Genomic DNA, 16366 nt, shown 5'->3' on the forward strand with positions numbered 1-16366 from the left:
AGACTAATTCCATGACTACTTTTTCTCGCGCCGACGGTCGCTCAACCGATGAACTTCGCCCAGTAAAAATTACCCGTAATTTCCTTGATGCTGGCGAAGGCTCTGTCCTTGTCGAATTTGGTAACACCAAAGTGCTGTGTGTTGCGTCCTTTACTGAAGGTGTTCCGCGGTGGCGCAAAGATTCTGGGGAAGGCTGGGTAACTGGAGAATATGCCATGTTGCCACGTGCAACCTCCACCCGTAACCAGCGCGAGTCAGTCAAAGGAAAAGTCTCGGGCCGTACTCAAGAAATTTCCCGCCTAGTCGGACGTGCCTTGCGTGCCGTCGTTGATATGAGTGCCCTGGGAGAGAACACAATTGTGCTTGACTGTGACGTTTTGCAGGCCGACGGCGGAACCCGTACCGCATCTATTACTGGCGCTTACGTTGCACTGGCAGACGCAGTTGCGTGGGGGATCGCACAGGGACACATTAAGCCGCGTGCCGGTAAGCCGGTGCTGAAGGACTCGGTGGCAGCAATTTCAGTCGGCATTATCGACGGCGTGCCATGTCTTGATCTGCCCTACGAGGAAGACGTACGTGCAGAGACAGATATGAACGTTGTGATGACTGGTTCTGGAAAATTCGTTGAAGTCCAAGGTACTGCCGAGGGTGAACCATTTGATCGCACTGAACTGGGAGTCTTGCTTGATTTAGCAACAAAGGGTTGTCAGGAGCTCACTGCCAAGCAAACTGCGGTTCTAACGGAGAAATAACGACGATGGGAACTCAACCGCGTCTTATTCTTGCTACCCGAAACGCCCATAAAGTTGGTGAATTGCGGGATATTCTGGCTTCTTTTTTGCCCGGGATCGATTTAACTACAATCCATTCGGCTGCTGATCTCGATGTGCCCGAACCGGTAGAAGATGCTGTAACATTTGCTGGCAATGCGCTGATTAAAGCTCGGCAAATTGCCCAAGCAACCGGCATCCCGGCAGTCGCCGACGATTCCGGAATCTGCGTGGACGTTCTCGGCGGTGCGCCAGGAGTTTTCTCGGCACGCTGGAGCGGTCAACACGGTAACGATCAGGCCAACTTGGATTTGTTACTCGCTCAGTTAAGCGATGTGTTGCCCGAATATCGGTCTGCTCATTTTGCGTGTGCTGCTGCGCTGGTAATGCCAGACGGTCAAGAATTTGTTCGCGAGGGTCGCATGGCCGGAACGCTACGCTATGAAGCTGTAGGTGCAGGCGGTTTTGGATACGATCCGATCTTCCAGCCAGACGGTTACGACGTCACTGCAGCTGAACTAACGCCCGCGCAAAAGAACAGTATCTCGCATCGCGGCCGGGCATTCGCAGAGCTTGGTCCGATCATCGCACGCCACGTTTTTCAGTGAGCCTATTCGATTCCAAGATGGGCGAGTGCTCGCTTAATCAGTGGTAGATGAGTGGAAACGATTTCTGACTGTAACGATGTAGTGAGGAGATCGCGTGGTGGAAACCAAGTGATCTCCAACGCATCGGCACTGGCAGAACAATCTCCAGCCACCGGAATAATATACGCAAGTGAAACTGCGTGTTGACGTGGATCGTGCCAACCTTCGCCTGGAGTAGGGAAGTACTCGCCAATAGTGAACGGCGTCAAACATGCCGGAAGCTGTGGCAATGCCATAAGTCCAAGATCTTTGTCAATATGACGAATAATGGCGTCCCGGATAGATTCGTGGAACAACACCCGGCCGGAGATAATCGATCGAGTGATACCAACGTCTTTGGCAGATAAGAGTAGACCGATTGCTTCGATACGTCCGGCGTCATCGATGCGTACTGGAATAATGTCTACGTAAAGCATCGGCACTTTGTTTCGGACAAACTCGAGTTCTTCCGGCGAAAGCCATGGTCCCATATCATCAGAAGCAATTTCACTCATACTTTGATTGTGCCAGTTTGAAGACGGGCTGTGGCCGATGTTGTGCCGCTGGTGAACACGGTAGGATAAAGAAGAGAAATTATTCGACGACGGCGAACGTGCGTCGTTGGCGTACTGTGGAGGTAAATATGCGTGCGTTTGAACGTCCCATGATGATTGTGTCTTTAGTCTTTATCGGAGTTATGGTTGTGCTTGGGTGGTACACGATCATTGCTGCTCACGGCAACACCACTGGTCTTCTTATCGGAGCTTTAGCCTCGATTATGGTTGGAGTGGGAGCTTGGGGGTGGCGTCGCGATTCGATGAACTTGTGTGCAACCGCAGCGTTAGGTGCTGGTTTACTTTTTCCTACGCCCTTTGGCCTCATTCCAATGATCTTCGGCTTCATCCTTTTTACGCTCATAGTCTCACTGGACCTGCTTGCTACGTTCTCGGGCGAGTAGGGTAGAAGTGAAGCTAGGAACGTTTTAAGGAGAACATCATGGCACGTTTAGAAGTAGGACAGAAGGCTCCAGATTTTACTCTCGATACACTCGGCGGTGGAAAAGTATCACTGTCGGAAGAGCTATCCAAGGCAGATAAAGGCGTGATCGTCTACTTCTATCCGCGGGCTATGACACCCGGTTGTACCACCCAAGCATGTGACTTCCGAGATTCAGAGAACTCGTTGAAGAGCGCAGGCTATTCGGTGATCGGGGTGTCGCCAGACAAAGTTGAGTCGCTAGAAAAGTTCACAACTAAGAAGAATTTGAATTTTCCGTTAGCTTCGGATCCATCGAAGGAAGTTCTCGAAGCTTGGGGAGCCTATGGTGAAAAGAAAAACTATGGCCGTATTCTTCGTGGTGTGATTCGCTCTACTGTTGTGGTTGCCAAAGATGGTACAGTTTCACACGCTTTTTACAACGTGAAGGCAACGGGACATGTTGCACGTGTCCGCCGGGAACTGGGAATCGACGAGTGACGTCAGAAACCTGTGATGTGATCTACGTCAGCATTACTGATACGATTTTGAGTCCAGCAGATCAGTTATGTATGCTAGACCGGTAACGATCTTTATGGTTACATCACGCGCGAGTGGCGGAATTGGCAGACGCGCCAGATTTAGGTTCTGGTGCCTTCGGGTGTGAGGGTTCAAGTCCCTCCTCGCGCACTTTTAAAACGTTGATGTATCAACGATATGCTATTGATTTCCAAAAACTAGGACACGGTCCAGTGCGTATCGTGGTCTTATACCGCTTGCACTTCAACCATGACAGCGTTGTTCGGGAAAATATGCTTGGACCGTATTCCCCAGGCTGCTAAGACTTGTCCGGGAACTAGCGTGCCCTCGTCGTTCCACCATTGTGGTGCTGGCCGGCCGGCGACGTCGGAATCCCCGTATCTTTTCGCACCACCAAATGGTCGAACACGGTATATTAAATCCGAACGCAAACCAGGTAACGATACTGGGCGAATAGGGTAGTCTGCTGAGCTTGCAAGCTGGCAGATAGTAAATAAGCCATAGGTTTTGTCTTGAGATACCACGCCGTCAACGCGGACGGCTGGATCGATTGTGTCGCCGTGGACACTCTGCATCGGCTCAGTAATCGCTTTCTTATGTAGCGTAACCCATTCGCCACTAAGCCATCGATCTAGGTCACTTAATTGAGTTAGATCTAGTTCAAAGCCAAAGCCGTAGGGGAACGCAACAGCAGTGCGGGTAGTCAACGTTGTTGTTCGGCCGGTTTGGTGCGATGGCGAAGCCGAAATGTGAGCACCCAGCATCTCGGGTGGCAGGAGCAACGAGGTGTAACGTTGAATGTCGGCGCGTTCGATTGGATCTGTGCAATCGGATGTCCACACCGAATGCGTGAGTTCACTAATCTGCAAGTCAACGCGACCACCGCCAGAAGCACAATTTTCGATTGCTAGCTCAGGGAACTTTTCATGTAGCTGGCGAACCAGTTGGTAGTACGCCAAAGTTTGATCATGGACGGCTGGACGTCCAGTATAAGGCGAGATGGCCTCAGTAATGAAACGATTGTGATCCCATTTGATGTAGTCGATACCCACCTGCTCAATGAGCGCGGAAATATGATCAAGAATGTAGGCGAAGGCTTGCGGATTCGCCAAATCGAGAACGTATTCGTGGCGTCCGGGCAACGGTAGACGATCGTTGCTTGGCCGGAGAATCCAATCGGCATGTGCACGAGCTAGATCAGAATTGAGGGATATCATCTCTGGTTCGAACCAAAGACCGAATTCCATTCCGTTAGCATGGACGTGATCCGCTAGCGGAGCAAGACCATCTGGCCACACGCCATAGTCGACTTCCCAATCGCCGAGCGCAGCGAAGTCATCGTGGCGGCCTCTAAACCAGCCGTCGTCAACGACAAAGCGTTCTATCCCCATATCCGCTGCCATGCTGGCAAGACTGGTCAACGTCTGTGGCTTTTGCCGAAAATAGACTGCTTCCCAAGTGTTTAGTGTGATTGGCCGTCGAGTGCCAGTTCGGAAATTTGCATGAGCGAGGCGCAGATGGTGGTGGAATCGTGATGATAGCTCAGTTAAGCCCTCTCCCCAGGAACCAATGAGTCGGGGAGAGGTGTAGCTTTCGCCGGGGTTAAGCTCGATCTCTCCCGGATAAAGTAGCTCTTCGCCACCGAGTATCCCATGCGTATAAGCGGTTCGTTCGGCAAAGTGTCCGGTATTGCCGCTCCATGCGGTATGCACGCCGTAAACAGTGCCGTGGGTGAAGTCGAATCCGGGAATCCCGGCGCAGAAAAGGAAGCCGGAGGAGAAGCCGGGCCGGCCGATCCAGGATTCTTGTGAGAAAAAGCCTTGCTCGAAGTTGTGCCGTTGCGGAGCACGCTCACGTAGATGATGTCCGGTAAAAGTTAATAGTTCGCGTGCTGTGGACGGAACTGGGAATGCCAGCCGCAGGCGGTTGACTCCGAGCATACTGTTTCCTACGTTGGTGATTGTCGCTTGTTGAACCAGTAGGCCACTGCTATCAATACTTAGCGTGACGCTTAGTTCGACGTCGTCGCCCTCTGCGGTAAAAGTGTATGAGGAGTCCGTGGACTCATGGTTTGTTACTCGAAAGTCAGGAAAGAGGACTTTGCCGTCTCGGGTGAGGGTAAGCATGGGGGTGCCGGACCAGCCTTGGGACTGCAATGGCATCAGCGATGCATATTCTGCTTGATCGATGCCGGCGTTAATCAGTTGGGCGGCTTGCGAGAAGAAAAGGGATGAATGCACTTGTGCATCGAAGTCGCGTCCCCAGTATGTGATTGTGGGCAACGTGGGAGTTTGGGATATGACGACGGCGGTGCGAGGTGCCTCGATAGGCGCTTCGGTTCCGGTTGGCAGTGGCTGGTGTAGCACAATGTCATTACTAGTGGCATTCATCGTCATCACTCCAAGTAGCTATTGTCATGTTTCCAGCGGTTAATAGGGGAGTATCTAAGCATACTCAACCGCAGGACTATCAGTTACATATGGCAGATATGAAAAGGCTACCACTATTTTTACTGATGGATAACCAGAGAAGAATAAAAGTGTTGATTTAACGGGGATTTTATTAAAACCTCTTGCTATGGAACCGATACCATGTATCATATTTCTATGGACGCGAAATCTTCGTACCGTTCCATAAGGTTTAAGATCATACCCTTCAAGGAGGAAGGCATGAATCGCAAGAAGATGTGGAAAAGTACCACAGTAGTGGCTATGGTTGCGGCGTTGTCTCTCGCAGGTTGCGCAAATAATCCAACAGCAACTAGTTCTGATGTGGCTGATACAACCGCTACCGATTACTGGCCGGCAGCAACGAATAAGCTCGATGGAACAGAACTTACTATCTGGGCTGCTCAGACATCGAACAAGATTCCGGCTAAAGTAGCCGAAGAATTTGAAAAGGCCACTGGTGCCAAAGTCAAGATTGAAACTATCCCAGATAATTACGAGTCCAATGTCCAGACGAAAGTAACAACAGGGGACACCCCGGATCTGTTGCTCTGGCAGCCAACATCGTCAGCTTTGGCTGGTTTTGTTGCGCAAGATAAATTGCAGGTACTCGACAATGCGCCTTTCCTTTCTAACTATAATAAAGGAATTTCGGAAGCTGGCGGGGAAATCGATGGAAAGCGGTATGCTGTTCTCATCTCTTCGCCGGACGTAGAAGGTATCTACTACAACAAGGAAGTCTTTGAAAAGGCTGGCATCACTGAGATGCCACAGAACTGGAAAGAATTCATTGCTGATGCGGAAAAGATTCGCGATGCTAACATTCCAGGAGTCGAGTCACCATTGTTTGAGATGGCTGGTGACCAGTGGGGCACTCAGTGGGCGGTAAACGTCCAACTTGCTGATGCTGCTAAGGACGGTCTATGGGATCGGATCAATGAGAACAAGGATTCGTTCGAAGGCCCTGACATTCTCGGAGCTATCAAGGAATATCAACGCATGTTTGACGATGGCTTGTACAACAAGGATGCTGGATCGGCAAAGTTTGACGAGCAGACATCGGCTTTGTGGGAAGGCAAGACCGCCATGATCATCCAAGCTAACGGTGCTTTTGGAGCAATCCAAGCCCTTGCAGGTAATGATAAGCAGGCTCTAGATCAGAAGATCGGTTTCTTCCCGATTTCCAAACAAAGCACCATGGGTACTTCCATTCCGCAACAAACTGGTGGCGTGGTTGCATTCAAGACTGGAGATGACAAGCGCGAAGCCGCAGCTCGTCAATTCCTCAATTTCTGGATGTCAGATGGATATGAGGCTTTTGTTAAGGATCAAAACATTGTCTCAGTACTTTCCACGGTAGAGACTCCAGATTCGGTCCCACAGGCTTTGATCGATTCGGCAAAGTCCCTTGAGAATGCTCAAGGATCGATGCAGTCGCTGGCAGTTGCAAATCCGGATCTGTACCTCAACTTGGCCAACATGGTCAATGGAACTGTAACAGCCGAGGAAGCAGCTAAAGCAACTCAGGATCAGTTTGCTCAGTTAGCTAAGGCTCAAGGAGTTAAGGGCTTCTAATAAATAATTCTCCTCTCCATTGGAAACCCATGTGCGGGGACAGTGCCCTAGCGCTGTCCCCGCACATAAATTAAAGACACTTATATTGATCGCATCGAGGTTGCTATGAATCGGCACAAACGCAGTTACCCGCTGTATTATCTGGTTCCTGCCGGAATCATCCTGACTATGTTTTTTATCGTGCCAACGATAATGAATTTTGCATACGCATTCACTAATTGGTCAGCTTTTAACAAGACAATTGAATTCAACGGCCTTGATAATATTTACGAGCTTTTTGCATCAGGTACCCTGCTTGCCGATATACGCGTAACGATTGTTTACGCGGTTCTTGTTGCGATTTTCCAAAATATTTTTGGCCTTGGACTGGCAGTATTATTCGAAGACGATACCCGGCTCAACCGCTTCGGCCGCACCCTATTCTTCATTCCAGTGATTATGTCTGCGCTAGCTGCCGGCTACATCTGGCAGGCGCTATTGAAAACAGATGGCGTGTTTAACCAGATTTTGTCGTTCTTCCTCGGACACGACGTCGCAATTCAGTGGCTAGGATCTCCGCGTTGGACAATCGTTTTAGTTGCTGCTGTTCATGCGTGGAAATGGATGGGCTTTTCGATGCTCACCTACTTAGCCGGATTGAAAACCATTGATTCTCAAGTTATTGAGGCCGCTACTATCGACGGCGCCTCGCGCACCCAAATTTTCTGGAAAATTAAGTTCCCGTTACTTGCTCCGGCCTTAACTTTCAATATTGCTACAGCTCTTCTTGGATCAATGAACTCGTTCGATATTGTTCAGGCAATGACTGCCGGTGGGCCCGGTGGCTCTACCGAAGTCCTCAACCTGTTTATCTGGCGAACATTCGGAAAAGGTCTCTATGCACAGTCAACTACGATGAGTTTTGTTTTGTTCGTCCTTGTTACTGTGATTGCTATTCCAGTTATTACATACTTGCGTAAACGAGAGGATAAGGTACTGTGAACACGTCGTCAATCATTCATAAGCGAAGCTGGGCACAACGTATCCGACATGCTGTCCTTGTTTTCGTCGTCATCGCCGTTCTCTTAGCGATCCCATTTTGGGTTGCCTTCGTAACTGCAGGAAAAAGCCAGGCAGAGGCAGTTACTCCGAATTTATCTTTACCATCTAGTTGGCAGTTATTCGAAAATTTCGTAGCTGTTATGACTGAAGGAAAGATGCTCAAAGCTTTCCTCGGATCCGTTATCGTTACGGTTCCATCAGTTGTCATCGCATTATTATTTGGGTCGATGGCCGCCTGGATTTTTGCTCGTAAAACTTCACGCGCAAACGCTATCTTGTACACGATATTCATTTCGGGTCTGATATTGCCGCCATCGGTAGTGACAATGATGCTACTGCTTAAAATCTTAGGCTTGGCAGGTACTGCGATCGGTATGATCGGGGTCTATACCGGAATCTATCTATCCATCGTGATTTTCTTTATCACTGGTTTTGTCCGCACTATCCCCTACTCGCTGGAGGAAGCCGCTCGAATCGACGGGGCTGGACCAACGCAGATCTTCTTTAAAGTTATCTTCCCATTGCTCATGCCTACGTTAGCATCAGCAACAATCCTGGTTGTGCTCTACATCTGGAACGATGTGTTCTACGCTCTTTTCATTCTGTCCGGCAAGCTCGATACCTTGCCCCTTAACCTGTACAACGTTGCGAGCGCAGGTTTGTACTTGAATAACTGGCATTACATATTTGCCTACATTATCCTTATGTCCATTCCATTGTTGGTCATCTTCGTTGTTGGTCAACGTAAGATTATTTCCGGTATTACCGGAGGCGCGGTTAAGTAATTGAAGGAGGTAGGTGTGGCTGGCAAAAATTCTCATCCTGTTATCAAAGATGTTGCTGCTTGCGCAGGAGTGTCGGTCTCGACCGTCTCCCGTTTTCTCAACAATTCGCCACGGCTGAGTGAAGAGAGCAAGGAGAAGATCGCGCGCGCAATAGAATTGTTGGGATACCGACCCAGCAGTATCGCGCGGGGGTTGGTTAATTCACGGATAAAAACGATTGCGATTTTATCGACGAACACAACGTTGCTTGGCTCTGCAGTGGCAATTGAAGGTATTGAAGACGAAGCACGTTCTCAAGACTATTCTGTGATGATCACGCGTCTCGACGGCGATACCCCGGAAGATTTGAAACGTTCTGTAGACTTGGTTCTAGACCTCAACCCGAGCGGAATTGTTCTGCTCAAGTATGACGATAGAGCGGAAATTGCCCGTCGCCTTATTCCAGAAAATGTTCCGCTTGTTGTTATCGGTGGCACACCAGAAACGATGATCGATCAAGTCTCATTAAACGAATATGAAGGTGGTCGAGAAATCACTGAATATTTGCTAGGCCTGGGCCATCCCACAGTCCATCATTTACGTATTCCGATTCGTTCCGAAGGTAATAGTCGTACTGATGGTTGGGAAGCAGCGCTCAAAGCACGCGGAGTTCCTGTTCCACAGATGCTAGAAACGACGTGGCGTCCACAAGATGCAAGAGCTATCGGGGAAAAATTGGCGGCAGACAAGTCTGTTTCTGCTATTTTTGCGGGTAACGATGAAATTGCCATGGGGGTTATCCGGGGACTTACTGATCATGGTGTTCGCGTGCCAGAAGACGTGTCAGTTGTTGGCTTCGATGACCATATGCTTGCCCAAATCTGGAAGCCTGGAATCACCACGATGCGCCAGAATTTTGCGCAAGCCGGACGGGAAGCTGTTAAAGCTCTGTTGGATCGGTTGCAAAAGCCAGACGTTCCGAGCCGCACGATTTCAGTGCCAGGTACGTTAGTGCGCCGGGAATCAGTCACACCGTATCAACCTCGGTGACAGCTATTGCTCGGCTGATAATAGGCATATCTTTCTTTTCTCCCTAGATGCTGGCATGTGACCTCGATGGCAACGGGGGATGAATCTTATAGGCGTCCACCACCTCCTATTTGCATAGTGTCACATATGGTGTCATAATGGCACTATGAACGACACCAAAGAATCCCGGTTGGCGGCACTGCATACACAAGCATGTGCCACATTAGAGGCGCAATTGCGTGCCACAACCACACTAGCTTCGTCTGAAGTTCAGCACGCAGTCCCGCTACTAGTTCGTGCGCTTGGCCCAGCTATGGCAACAATCCAGCACGATCTGGTGCTTGAGATGATCGAAGAACTCAATGGTTCTGGAATTACTTCGGGCTTATATGTGAAAACAACGAGTGATGGACAAGAGCTGGCGGTTGAACATCCGTCTGTACTTATGCCAGATGCCGATGATGGCACAAACGTTCGTATCACCTTACGGCTACCAGGAAACATTCGAGATGCAATAAATGCCGAAATCGCCGATTCGGCAACCTCGCTGAACTCATGGCTGGTGGCAGCCGCCCGTGAAAAGCTTGCTCGCCAGCAAACAGATCATCGCTCAAAACATAAAGTTACCGGTTGGTCCATATCCTAAAAGGAGAAGAAAATGCCTACATCCACCGATATTGATATCAAGCTTTATACCTACAGCCTATCCATTAAACATGACCCGCAACTGGTTGAACCGACCATCGAGATGTCTGAGGCCATGACAGATGTCGCATACGATATCAGCGCAAACCGGATTTACATCAGTCAAGCTCAGCCACCGTCAAAGATATTTGGAATTCGCGCTTTTGACCGTTCCTTATCAGGCACGATTACGTTAACCTTGCCTGCCACAACAGCACACGGGAAAATCAAACTTGGATCTGGTGGGCTTGTCAGTGAGATAGATTTTTCCGATATTAGTGTGAAACTAGGTGCCGGAAATATTCAGTTGCCTTCCCTCACCAATGCCGAAATTAAAACAGGTGCAGGCGATATCCACATCGCCCAAGGAGAACATATTGCCGTAAAAACTGGCTGTGGAAACATAACAGTTGACCAGCTACATTCGCAACAGTCCTCCGACTGTAAAACCGGCGTGGGAAGAATTAACGTCGGTCACCTTCACGGTTCGCTCAATGCTTCGTCTATTGAACTAAAAAGTGGGTCCGGAAATATTTTGGTAGGAATCGTTCCAGAAACTGCCATCTATCTCGATCTGCAATCCGGACTGGGTGAAGTCAATAGTGATCTAAGTGAAGCCTCGCAACCTTTAGAAACAAGTCAACGCGTCAAACTCGAAGTAAAAACTGGAATCGGGAGGATTGACGTGCAACGCTCACAAGGATAATAGATCGAGGGCTTTTTCTAGCCGCTCGAGTTTTCCAGTTAGTTCGCCCGAGTATGCTGGCCGAATATCTGCTTTGATAACCAGCGAAACTCGTGAACCGAACGGCATGACTGCTACAGTTGCTCGTTTGACGACGTCGAATACCTCATCCCATTCACCCTCGATCTCAGTAAACATACTTGAGGTGTGATTGGGCAAACCCGAATCACGGACAACTTTAACCGCAGCGGCTACTGCGTCGTGCACTGAGCCATCTGAGCGACCAGTGCCAGATGGAGCAACTGAAAATGCAACAATCATGACAAAGAATCCCTAAAACCGATCAAAATATCAAACTAGCAATGTAAACTTTTAGCATAATCGCCTTTAACAGGGCGTATTATTCCCCCAGAGCATAATATGGCTGTCATTTGAGGAGTCTCATGATTTTTCCACGTTTTATAAGCAAACATAAGTTTGTTTCTGCGGTGGCTGCTTTGGCTATCATCGGGGGAGCGAGCACGTTAGTGGATGATCCAAAATCTGGACAAGAACAAGGCAGTAGTGAACCGGTCACGGCTGAGGTCGTAAAGGTTATGAGCAGCGACAGTGTCTTAGTTTCTCTCGGTTCGGGTGTAGAACAAACTATTCGCTTAGCCGGCATACGAGTCCCCAATGATACTCCTGATGCATATGAGTGTTTAGGCGATGAAGCTAGGCAGCTCCTCGAAAAACTAGCACCAGTTGGAACACCTATTGCGGTAAAAAAGAACGCTAGCCAACCGGATGAATCAAAATATTGGTTAGCAGATATCGTTGTAAATAATGAATTAGTCAGCGAACAGATTGTTCGTTCGGGTCTTGCAGTATTGTCTCTATCTGACGAAGATGAAGCATATCGTAAACAGCTAGAAAACGCAGTGGAAGATGCGAAAAGTTCTCATGTAGGTGTTTACGATCCAACTGTGCAATGCCTACCACAGATTGTACTGGCAGATAATGAGACTATGTTTGGCCAAGTTGACTCACTTTTAAATGGCTCATATACGATCGCAGATCTTGATTCCATGATAGAGCAAATCCAACAACGCGATGAAAAATCGAACCAATATATCGGTTTGATTCAACGTAGCGAAACATTCTCGTATGTAGCCTTTCATGATGAGTATTTTGATCGCCTTCAGAAATCGCAGAAGAAATTAGAGGACTATCAACAGCGACTAGCTCAGTTACGCGAAGAAGAAAAGGCAAAAGAACAGCAAGCTGAGGAAGTCCGACAGGCTCAGGAGGCTCGGCAAGCTGAGGAAGCTCGTCTGCAACAAGAGAAGCAAAACCAGCAACAAAGTAGTCCTTCTGCTCCAGTCAATCAGCCGTCGAGTGGCCCATATTTTGGTAGTTGTAAGGAAGCAAAAGCTGCTGGGGCAGCACCGCTGTACTTAGGTTCTCCTGGTTATAGGTCCGATCTTGACCGCGATGGTGATGGCGTAGCATGTGAACGTTAAGCGAGGTTTCATTGCTGGAAACTAGCATTTAGCGAGCTAAGAATCGCTAACAATTCTTGGCGTAGTGGCCGTGCCTTCGTTGCCAATTCGCGTTGGCGTTCTATATATTCAGCCTTGCCATTGGCCGTTTCTATCGGAATTGCTGTTAGACCTAAAGATGAACAGTCATATGGCGAGGCGGCCATATCGATGGTGCGAGCTTCCATAGCTAGATCGAACGCTTGGATCGTCAATTCACCCGGAATAATCGGTCCGAGCTGGATGCATGTGCGCAGAAGATCCATGGACACATGGATACAGCCTGGTTGCTCGTTTTCAAACACCGTCTCATAAGTAGGCTGGACTCGATTGAAGCCAACTGCAGCCGGCATAAAGAATCTAAACGCATCGAAATGCGTGCATCGAATATGCGCTTGCTCGACCAGATGATTTGTTTGTTCCACGCCAAGACGCAAGGGGAGAGGATGTCGAGTTTCGTCAGCTTGGTAGACCATTGCCCATTCGTGCCAGCCTAGGCATCCGAAGGTTGCTTCGCGGGTGAGTAGGATTTTGTGGAGTCGGGTGAGGTGTCTGATTCCGTGGGCTCGGTGGTCGAGAAATTCGTTGCTGACGACGACGATATCGCCCTCGTCAGTCTGCTTCACCTCGTGCCAGGGTAAGGATGCGTGGTGGAGCCACCAGGCCAATGGGTCCTCAAGCCTGGTACTGGCCGGGTTCCACGGTTTTGGTTCGCTGGTTCCTAGTGAAACTGGCGGTTTGAGTAACGCGTAGGGTTCGCCGTCGCCGGCAAAGCCGGGATGCCACACTGCTAACCGTCCCGGTCGCATCGGATAATACTCCCAGAGGAAATCTTCTAACGGATTTTTCTCACCAAGTTGGCGGCGCCGAACACGTCCCTGAGAACGCTTCTGAGCGGCATAAAAGTGATCTAGCGCACGGGGCCACCAAATGTCTGAAGAAAGAACATGCATAGATCTATTTTGGCATAGTCTTAAGGTATGAAAATTGCACGTTTATCAATGTCACAAGGCCCACGTTTCGCCGTCGTCGATGAAGAAACCGGCAACTATCAAATTATTGCAGGTGACCCGATGTACTCGGGCATCGAGCCAACCGGGGAAATCGTTGCTGCGGAAGAGGCAAATCTCGTTTCGCCAATTATCCCACGATCGAAAGTCGTCGGTTTGGGTGCTACCTACTATCAAGAAGGCCAGCCAGAACCAGATATTACGAAGGCCCCGGTAACATTCTTGAAGCCCAATACCGCCGTCGTCGGACCAAATGTGCCTATTGCAGAACCGAGCTTTGCGACAGACCTTCACCACGAGGCAGAACTGGCCATCATTATTTCGCGCTTGTGTAAAGATGTCCCAGAAGATCGCGTCGCTGAAGTTATCTTTGGTTACACCGTTGCTAACGATGTGACTGATGTTTCTACCGCGAAAACTGATCCACAGTGGGCCCGTGCGAAAGGCTTTGATACCTCGTGTCCAATCGGACCGGTCATCGTGACCGACCTCGACACCTCTGATTTAACTATTCGCCTGACGATCAACGGCGAAGTTGTTCAAGAAGGATCGACGTCGGCGATGGCCTACACAATCCCACAAATCGTTTCTTACGTCTCATCTTGCTTCACGTTGCTACCGGGCGACATCATCCTCACTGGCGCAGTAGCTCCCGGAATCCCCGGCGGGCCAGGAGCCGAGGTCGAGGCGTATGTTGAGGGCATTGGCACACTACGCAACCCGGTTGTGGCAGACTAACGCGAAACGGCGGTAAACTTTACTTATCATGACTACATCAATTCCAGCGGATAAGATCCGCGTACGTTTTTGTCCTTCACCCACCGGCACCCCGCACGTTGGAATGGTGCGTACCTGCCTATTTAACTGGGCATATGCACGCCATGTTGGTGGCACATTCGTTTTCCGTATCGAAGATACGGATGCGGCACGTGACTCGGAAGAGTCGTATCAGCAGATTCTTGATTCTCTTAACTGGCTCGGTTTGGACTGGGATGAGGGAATCGAAGTTGGTGGCCCGCACCCGCCATATCGTCAGTCTCAGCGTATGGATATTTACGCCGATGTGGCCAAGAAGTTGCTCGAAGGCGGCTACGCATACGAGTCGTTCTCGACGCCAGATGAAGTTGAGGAGCGTCACAAGGCTAAGGGTGAAGATCCTAAGCTCGGCTATGACGGTTTCGATCGTGATCTGAGTGAAGAGCAGAAGGCTGCTTATCGAGCCGAGGGCCGGCAGCCAGTATTGCGTATGCGGATGCCTGATGAAGACATCACGTTTACCGACTTGGTGCGCGGTGAGATCACGTTCAAGTCTGGAGCAGTGCCAGACTATGTGATTATGCGTGGAAACGGTCAGCCACTGTACACCTTGACGAACCCGGTTGACGATGCCCTGATGGAGATTACCCACGTGCTCCGAGGTGAGGATTTGCTGTCCTCGACTCCGCGTCAGATTATTTTGTACCGCGCACTTGTTGAGCTCGGTATCGCGAAGTACACTCCGCATTTTGGTCACTTGCCATACGTGATGGGTGAGGGTAATAAGAAGCTATCGAAACGTGACCCTGAGTCGAACCTTTTGCTTCACCGTGAACGTGGCATGATTCCGGAAGGTTTGTTGAACTATCTCGGTCTACTCGGCTGGTCGATTGCGCCAGACAACGATTTATTTACTAAGGACGAATTGGTTAAAGCCTTCGATATCGAGGATGTCAATCCAAACCCGGCACGTTTTGATGATAAGAAGTGTGTGGCGATTAATGCTGAGCACATTCGTCGCCTTGACCCAGCTGATTTGCGTAACCGGTTGGTTCCTTACCTGCATAAGGCTGGGGTTTTGGGTGTGGAACGATTTGAGGATGCCGACGCTGAAACTCAGCGCCTCCTCGATGGGGCAGCTCCACTAGCTCAGACCCGTATCCAGTTGCTGGGTGAAGCGGCTGCGTTGATGGGCTTCTTGTTCCGTGGTGCCGATGAGATCGAGTACAACGAAAAAGCTGTAGGTAAGCTGCGTGATACTGCACCAGCAGTTCTTGAAGCGGCTATTGAGGCGTTTAGTGCAATTGATGCTGACGCATTTACTGTTGAGGGCGTAAAAGCTGCTGTAGATGAGAAGATCGTGGCAGGTATGGAGATTAAGCCACGCTTCGCGTTCGCTCCGCTGTTCGTTGCTATGACAGGAACGAATGTCTCATTGCCCGTTGTCGATTCGATTGTGCTGTTGGGCAAGGAAGAGACACTCAAGCGTCTGAGGCGGTTCCGGTCCACGCTCTCATAGAGTCATTGTTGTCCTTTTAAAATATAACAAGCCAGGGTGGAATAGTCATGTTCCTCCCTGGCTTGTTCCACACATGCTCGCATGCGAGCGTGATAACGCTCACGGGCCAGTGATTTGCGTATCGGTGCATCGATGCGTAAACTAAATATTCGTTGCAGACCGAAAGGTTGCACACCAAACTTTGGGGTATGGTGTAATTGGCAGCACGAGTGATTCTGGTTCATTTAGTCTAGGTTCGAGTCCTGGTACCCCAGCGAAACATCAAGAAATTGATGTGTCCTTGCCCCGTTCGTCTAGCGGCCTAGGACGTCGCCCTCTCACGGCGGTAACACCGGTTCAAATCCGGTACGGGGTACCATAACTTACGTACAACTGATATTCGTCAGTGGTGCTGTGGGTTAGCAGCGTCTGATGAAAACATC

At 49.7% G+C, this 16366-nt stretch carries 17 protein-coding genes and 3 tRNA genes; 16 read left to right on the forward strand and 4 right to left on the reverse strand.

Annotated elements, in window-relative coordinates:
* Positions 1 to 11: 11 nt before the first annotated feature.
* Together rph and rdgB are read left to right on the forward strand one after the other, a co-directional pair.
* A complete protein-coding gene (gene rph, locus BLT51_RS05525; RefSeq protein ID WP_091280839.1) occupies positions 12 to 755 on the forward strand; it encodes a ribonuclease PH in 744 nt (247 codons plus the stop codon).
* A 5-nt stretch (positions 756 to 760) separates the two neighbouring features.
* Entirely contained in the window at positions 761 to 1381 is a 621-nt protein-coding gene (gene rdgB / locus BLT51_RS05530) for an RdgB/HAM1 family non-canonical purine NTP pyrophosphatase (RefSeq protein WP_091280841.1), read from the forward strand.
* Between the two features lie 2 nt (positions 1382 to 1383).
* Here the strand turns inward: rdgB and BLT51_RS05535 are convergent, their stop codons facing one another.
* The gene (locus BLT51_RS05535; protein ID WP_091280844.1) at positions 1384 to 1914 is read right to left on the reverse strand and encodes an NUDIX hydrolase family protein; all 531 of its coding nucleotides are present in this window, start codon (positions 1912 to 1914) and stop codon (positions 1384 to 1386) included.
* Between the two features lie 128 nt (positions 1915 to 2042).
* Here BLT51_RS05535 and BLT51_RS05540 point away from each other — a divergent pair, with 128 nt between their 5' ends.
* The 3 genes from BLT51_RS05540 to BLT51_RS05550 all read left to right on the forward strand — a co-directional run bounded on the left by BLT51_RS05540 (position 2043) and on the right by BLT51_RS05550 (position 3064).
* Positions 2043 to 2357, forward strand: coding sequence for a hypothetical protein (locus BLT51_RS05540; RefSeq protein ID WP_091280847.1), 315 nt, complete (start codon positions 2043 to 2045; stop codon positions 2355 to 2357).
* Positions 2358 to 2395: 38 nt separating this feature from the next.
* Positions 2396 to 2875 carry a thioredoxin-dependent thiol peroxidase gene (bcp, locus tag BLT51_RS05545; RefSeq protein WP_091280848.1) on the forward strand — a complete coding sequence of 160 codons (480 nt, stop codon included), beginning with the start codon at positions 2396 to 2398 and terminating at the stop codon, positions 2873 to 2875.
* A 107-nt stretch (positions 2876 to 2982) separates the two neighbouring features.
* Positions 2983 to 3064: transfer RNA gene (locus BLT51_RS05550), tRNA-Leu, on the forward strand.
* A 77-nt stretch (positions 3065 to 3141) separates the two neighbouring features.
* On the opposite strand, the gene BLT51_RS05555 is transcribed toward BLT51_RS05550, so the two are convergent.
* Entirely contained in the window at positions 3142 to 5304 is a 2163-nt protein-coding gene (locus BLT51_RS05555) for an alpha-galactosidase (RefSeq protein WP_172801325.1), read from the reverse strand.
* Positions 5305 to 5583: 279 nt separating this feature from the next.
* Here BLT51_RS05555 and BLT51_RS05560 point away from each other — a divergent pair, with 279 nt between their 5' ends.
* From BLT51_RS05560 to BLT51_RS05585, 6 genes are all read left to right on the forward strand, one after another.
* Entirely contained in the window at positions 5584 to 6936 is a 1353-nt protein-coding gene (locus tag BLT51_RS05560) for an ABC transporter substrate-binding protein (RefSeq protein ID WP_197672568.1), read from the forward strand.
* 105 nt (positions 6937 to 7041) lie between these two features.
* Positions 7042 to 7917, forward strand: a complete 876-nt coding sequence (locus BLT51_RS05565) for a carbohydrate ABC transporter permease (RefSeq protein ID WP_091280853.1) — start codon at positions 7042 to 7044, stop codon at positions 7915 to 7917.
* A complete protein-coding gene (locus BLT51_RS05570) occupies positions 7914 to 8762 on the forward strand; it encodes a carbohydrate ABC transporter permease (RefSeq protein WP_091280855.1) in 849 nt (282 codons plus the stop codon). The genes BLT51_RS05565 and BLT51_RS05570 overlap by 4 nt, the downstream gene beginning before the upstream one ends.
* A 15-nt stretch (positions 8763 to 8777) precedes the next feature.
* Complete coding sequence (locus BLT51_RS05575) at positions 8778 to 9791, forward strand: LacI family DNA-binding transcriptional regulator (protein WP_172801326.1); 1014 nt, start codon at positions 8778 to 8780, stop codon at positions 9789 to 9791.
* Between the two features lie 145 nt (positions 9792 to 9936).
* The gene (locus BLT51_RS05580) at positions 9937 to 10416 is read left to right on the forward strand and encodes a hypothetical protein (RefSeq protein WP_091280860.1); all 480 of its coding nucleotides are present in this window, start codon (positions 9937 to 9939) and stop codon (positions 10414 to 10416) included.
* A 12-nt stretch (positions 10417 to 10428) separates the two neighbouring features.
* On the forward strand, positions 10429 to 11160 hold the full coding sequence (locus tag BLT51_RS05585) for a DUF4097 family beta strand repeat-containing protein (protein WP_091280861.1): 732 nt from the start codon (positions 10429 to 10431) through the stop codon (positions 11158 to 11160).
* On the opposite strand, the gene BLT51_RS05590 is transcribed toward BLT51_RS05585, so the two are convergent.
* Positions 11149 to 11460 carry a thiamine-binding protein gene (locus tag BLT51_RS05590; protein ID WP_091280864.1) on the reverse strand — a complete coding sequence of 104 codons (312 nt, stop codon included), beginning with the start codon at positions 11458 to 11460 and terminating at the stop codon, positions 11149 to 11151. The two genes, BLT51_RS05585 and BLT51_RS05590, sit on opposite strands and share 12 nt — an antisense overlap.
* 122 nt (positions 11461 to 11582) lie before the next feature.
* On the opposite strand from BLT51_RS05590, the gene BLT51_RS05595 reads away from it, so the two are divergent.
* Positions 11583 to 12641: a thermonuclease family protein gene (locus BLT51_RS05595; protein WP_091280866.1), complete on the forward strand. Its 1059-nt coding sequence runs from the start codon at positions 11583 to 11585 to the stop codon at positions 12639 to 12641.
* A gap of 8 nt (positions 12642 to 12649) precedes the next feature.
* Here the strand turns inward: BLT51_RS05595 and BLT51_RS05600 are convergent, their stop codons facing one another.
* Positions 12650 to 13612, reverse strand: a complete 963-nt coding sequence (locus BLT51_RS05600) for a hypothetical protein (protein ID WP_091280869.1) — start codon at positions 13610 to 13612, stop codon at positions 12650 to 12652.
* A gap of 27 nt (positions 13613 to 13639) precedes the next feature.
* Here BLT51_RS05600 and BLT51_RS05605 point away from each other — a divergent pair, with 27 nt between their 5' ends.
* The 4 genes from BLT51_RS05605 (at position 13640) to BLT51_RS05620 (ending at position 16302) form a co-directional block, all read left to right on the forward strand.
* The gene (locus tag BLT51_RS05605; RefSeq protein ID WP_091280872.1) at positions 13640 to 14407 is read left to right on the forward strand and encodes a fumarylacetoacetate hydrolase family protein; all 768 of its coding nucleotides are present in this window, start codon (positions 13640 to 13642) and stop codon (positions 14405 to 14407) included.
* Positions 14408 to 14435: 28 nt separating this feature from the next.
* Positions 14436 to 15944, forward strand: coding sequence for a glutamate--tRNA ligase (gltX, locus tag BLT51_RS05610; protein WP_091280875.1), 1509 nt, complete (start codon positions 14436 to 14438; stop codon positions 15942 to 15944).
* Between the two features lie 182 nt (positions 15945 to 16126).
* Positions 16127 to 16198: transfer RNA gene (locus tag BLT51_RS05615), tRNA-Gln, on the forward strand.
* Positions 16199 to 16226: 28 nt separating this feature from the next.
* Positions 16227 to 16302 (forward strand) — tRNA-Glu (locus tag BLT51_RS05620).
* Positions 16303 to 16366: the final 64 nt, after the last annotated feature.

Origin of the sequence: Arcanobacterium phocae (assembly GCF_900105865.1) — a bacterium.
GTDB classification, from domain to species: domain Bacteria; phylum Actinomycetota; class Actinomycetes; order Actinomycetales; family Actinomycetaceae; genus Arcanobacterium; species Arcanobacterium phocae.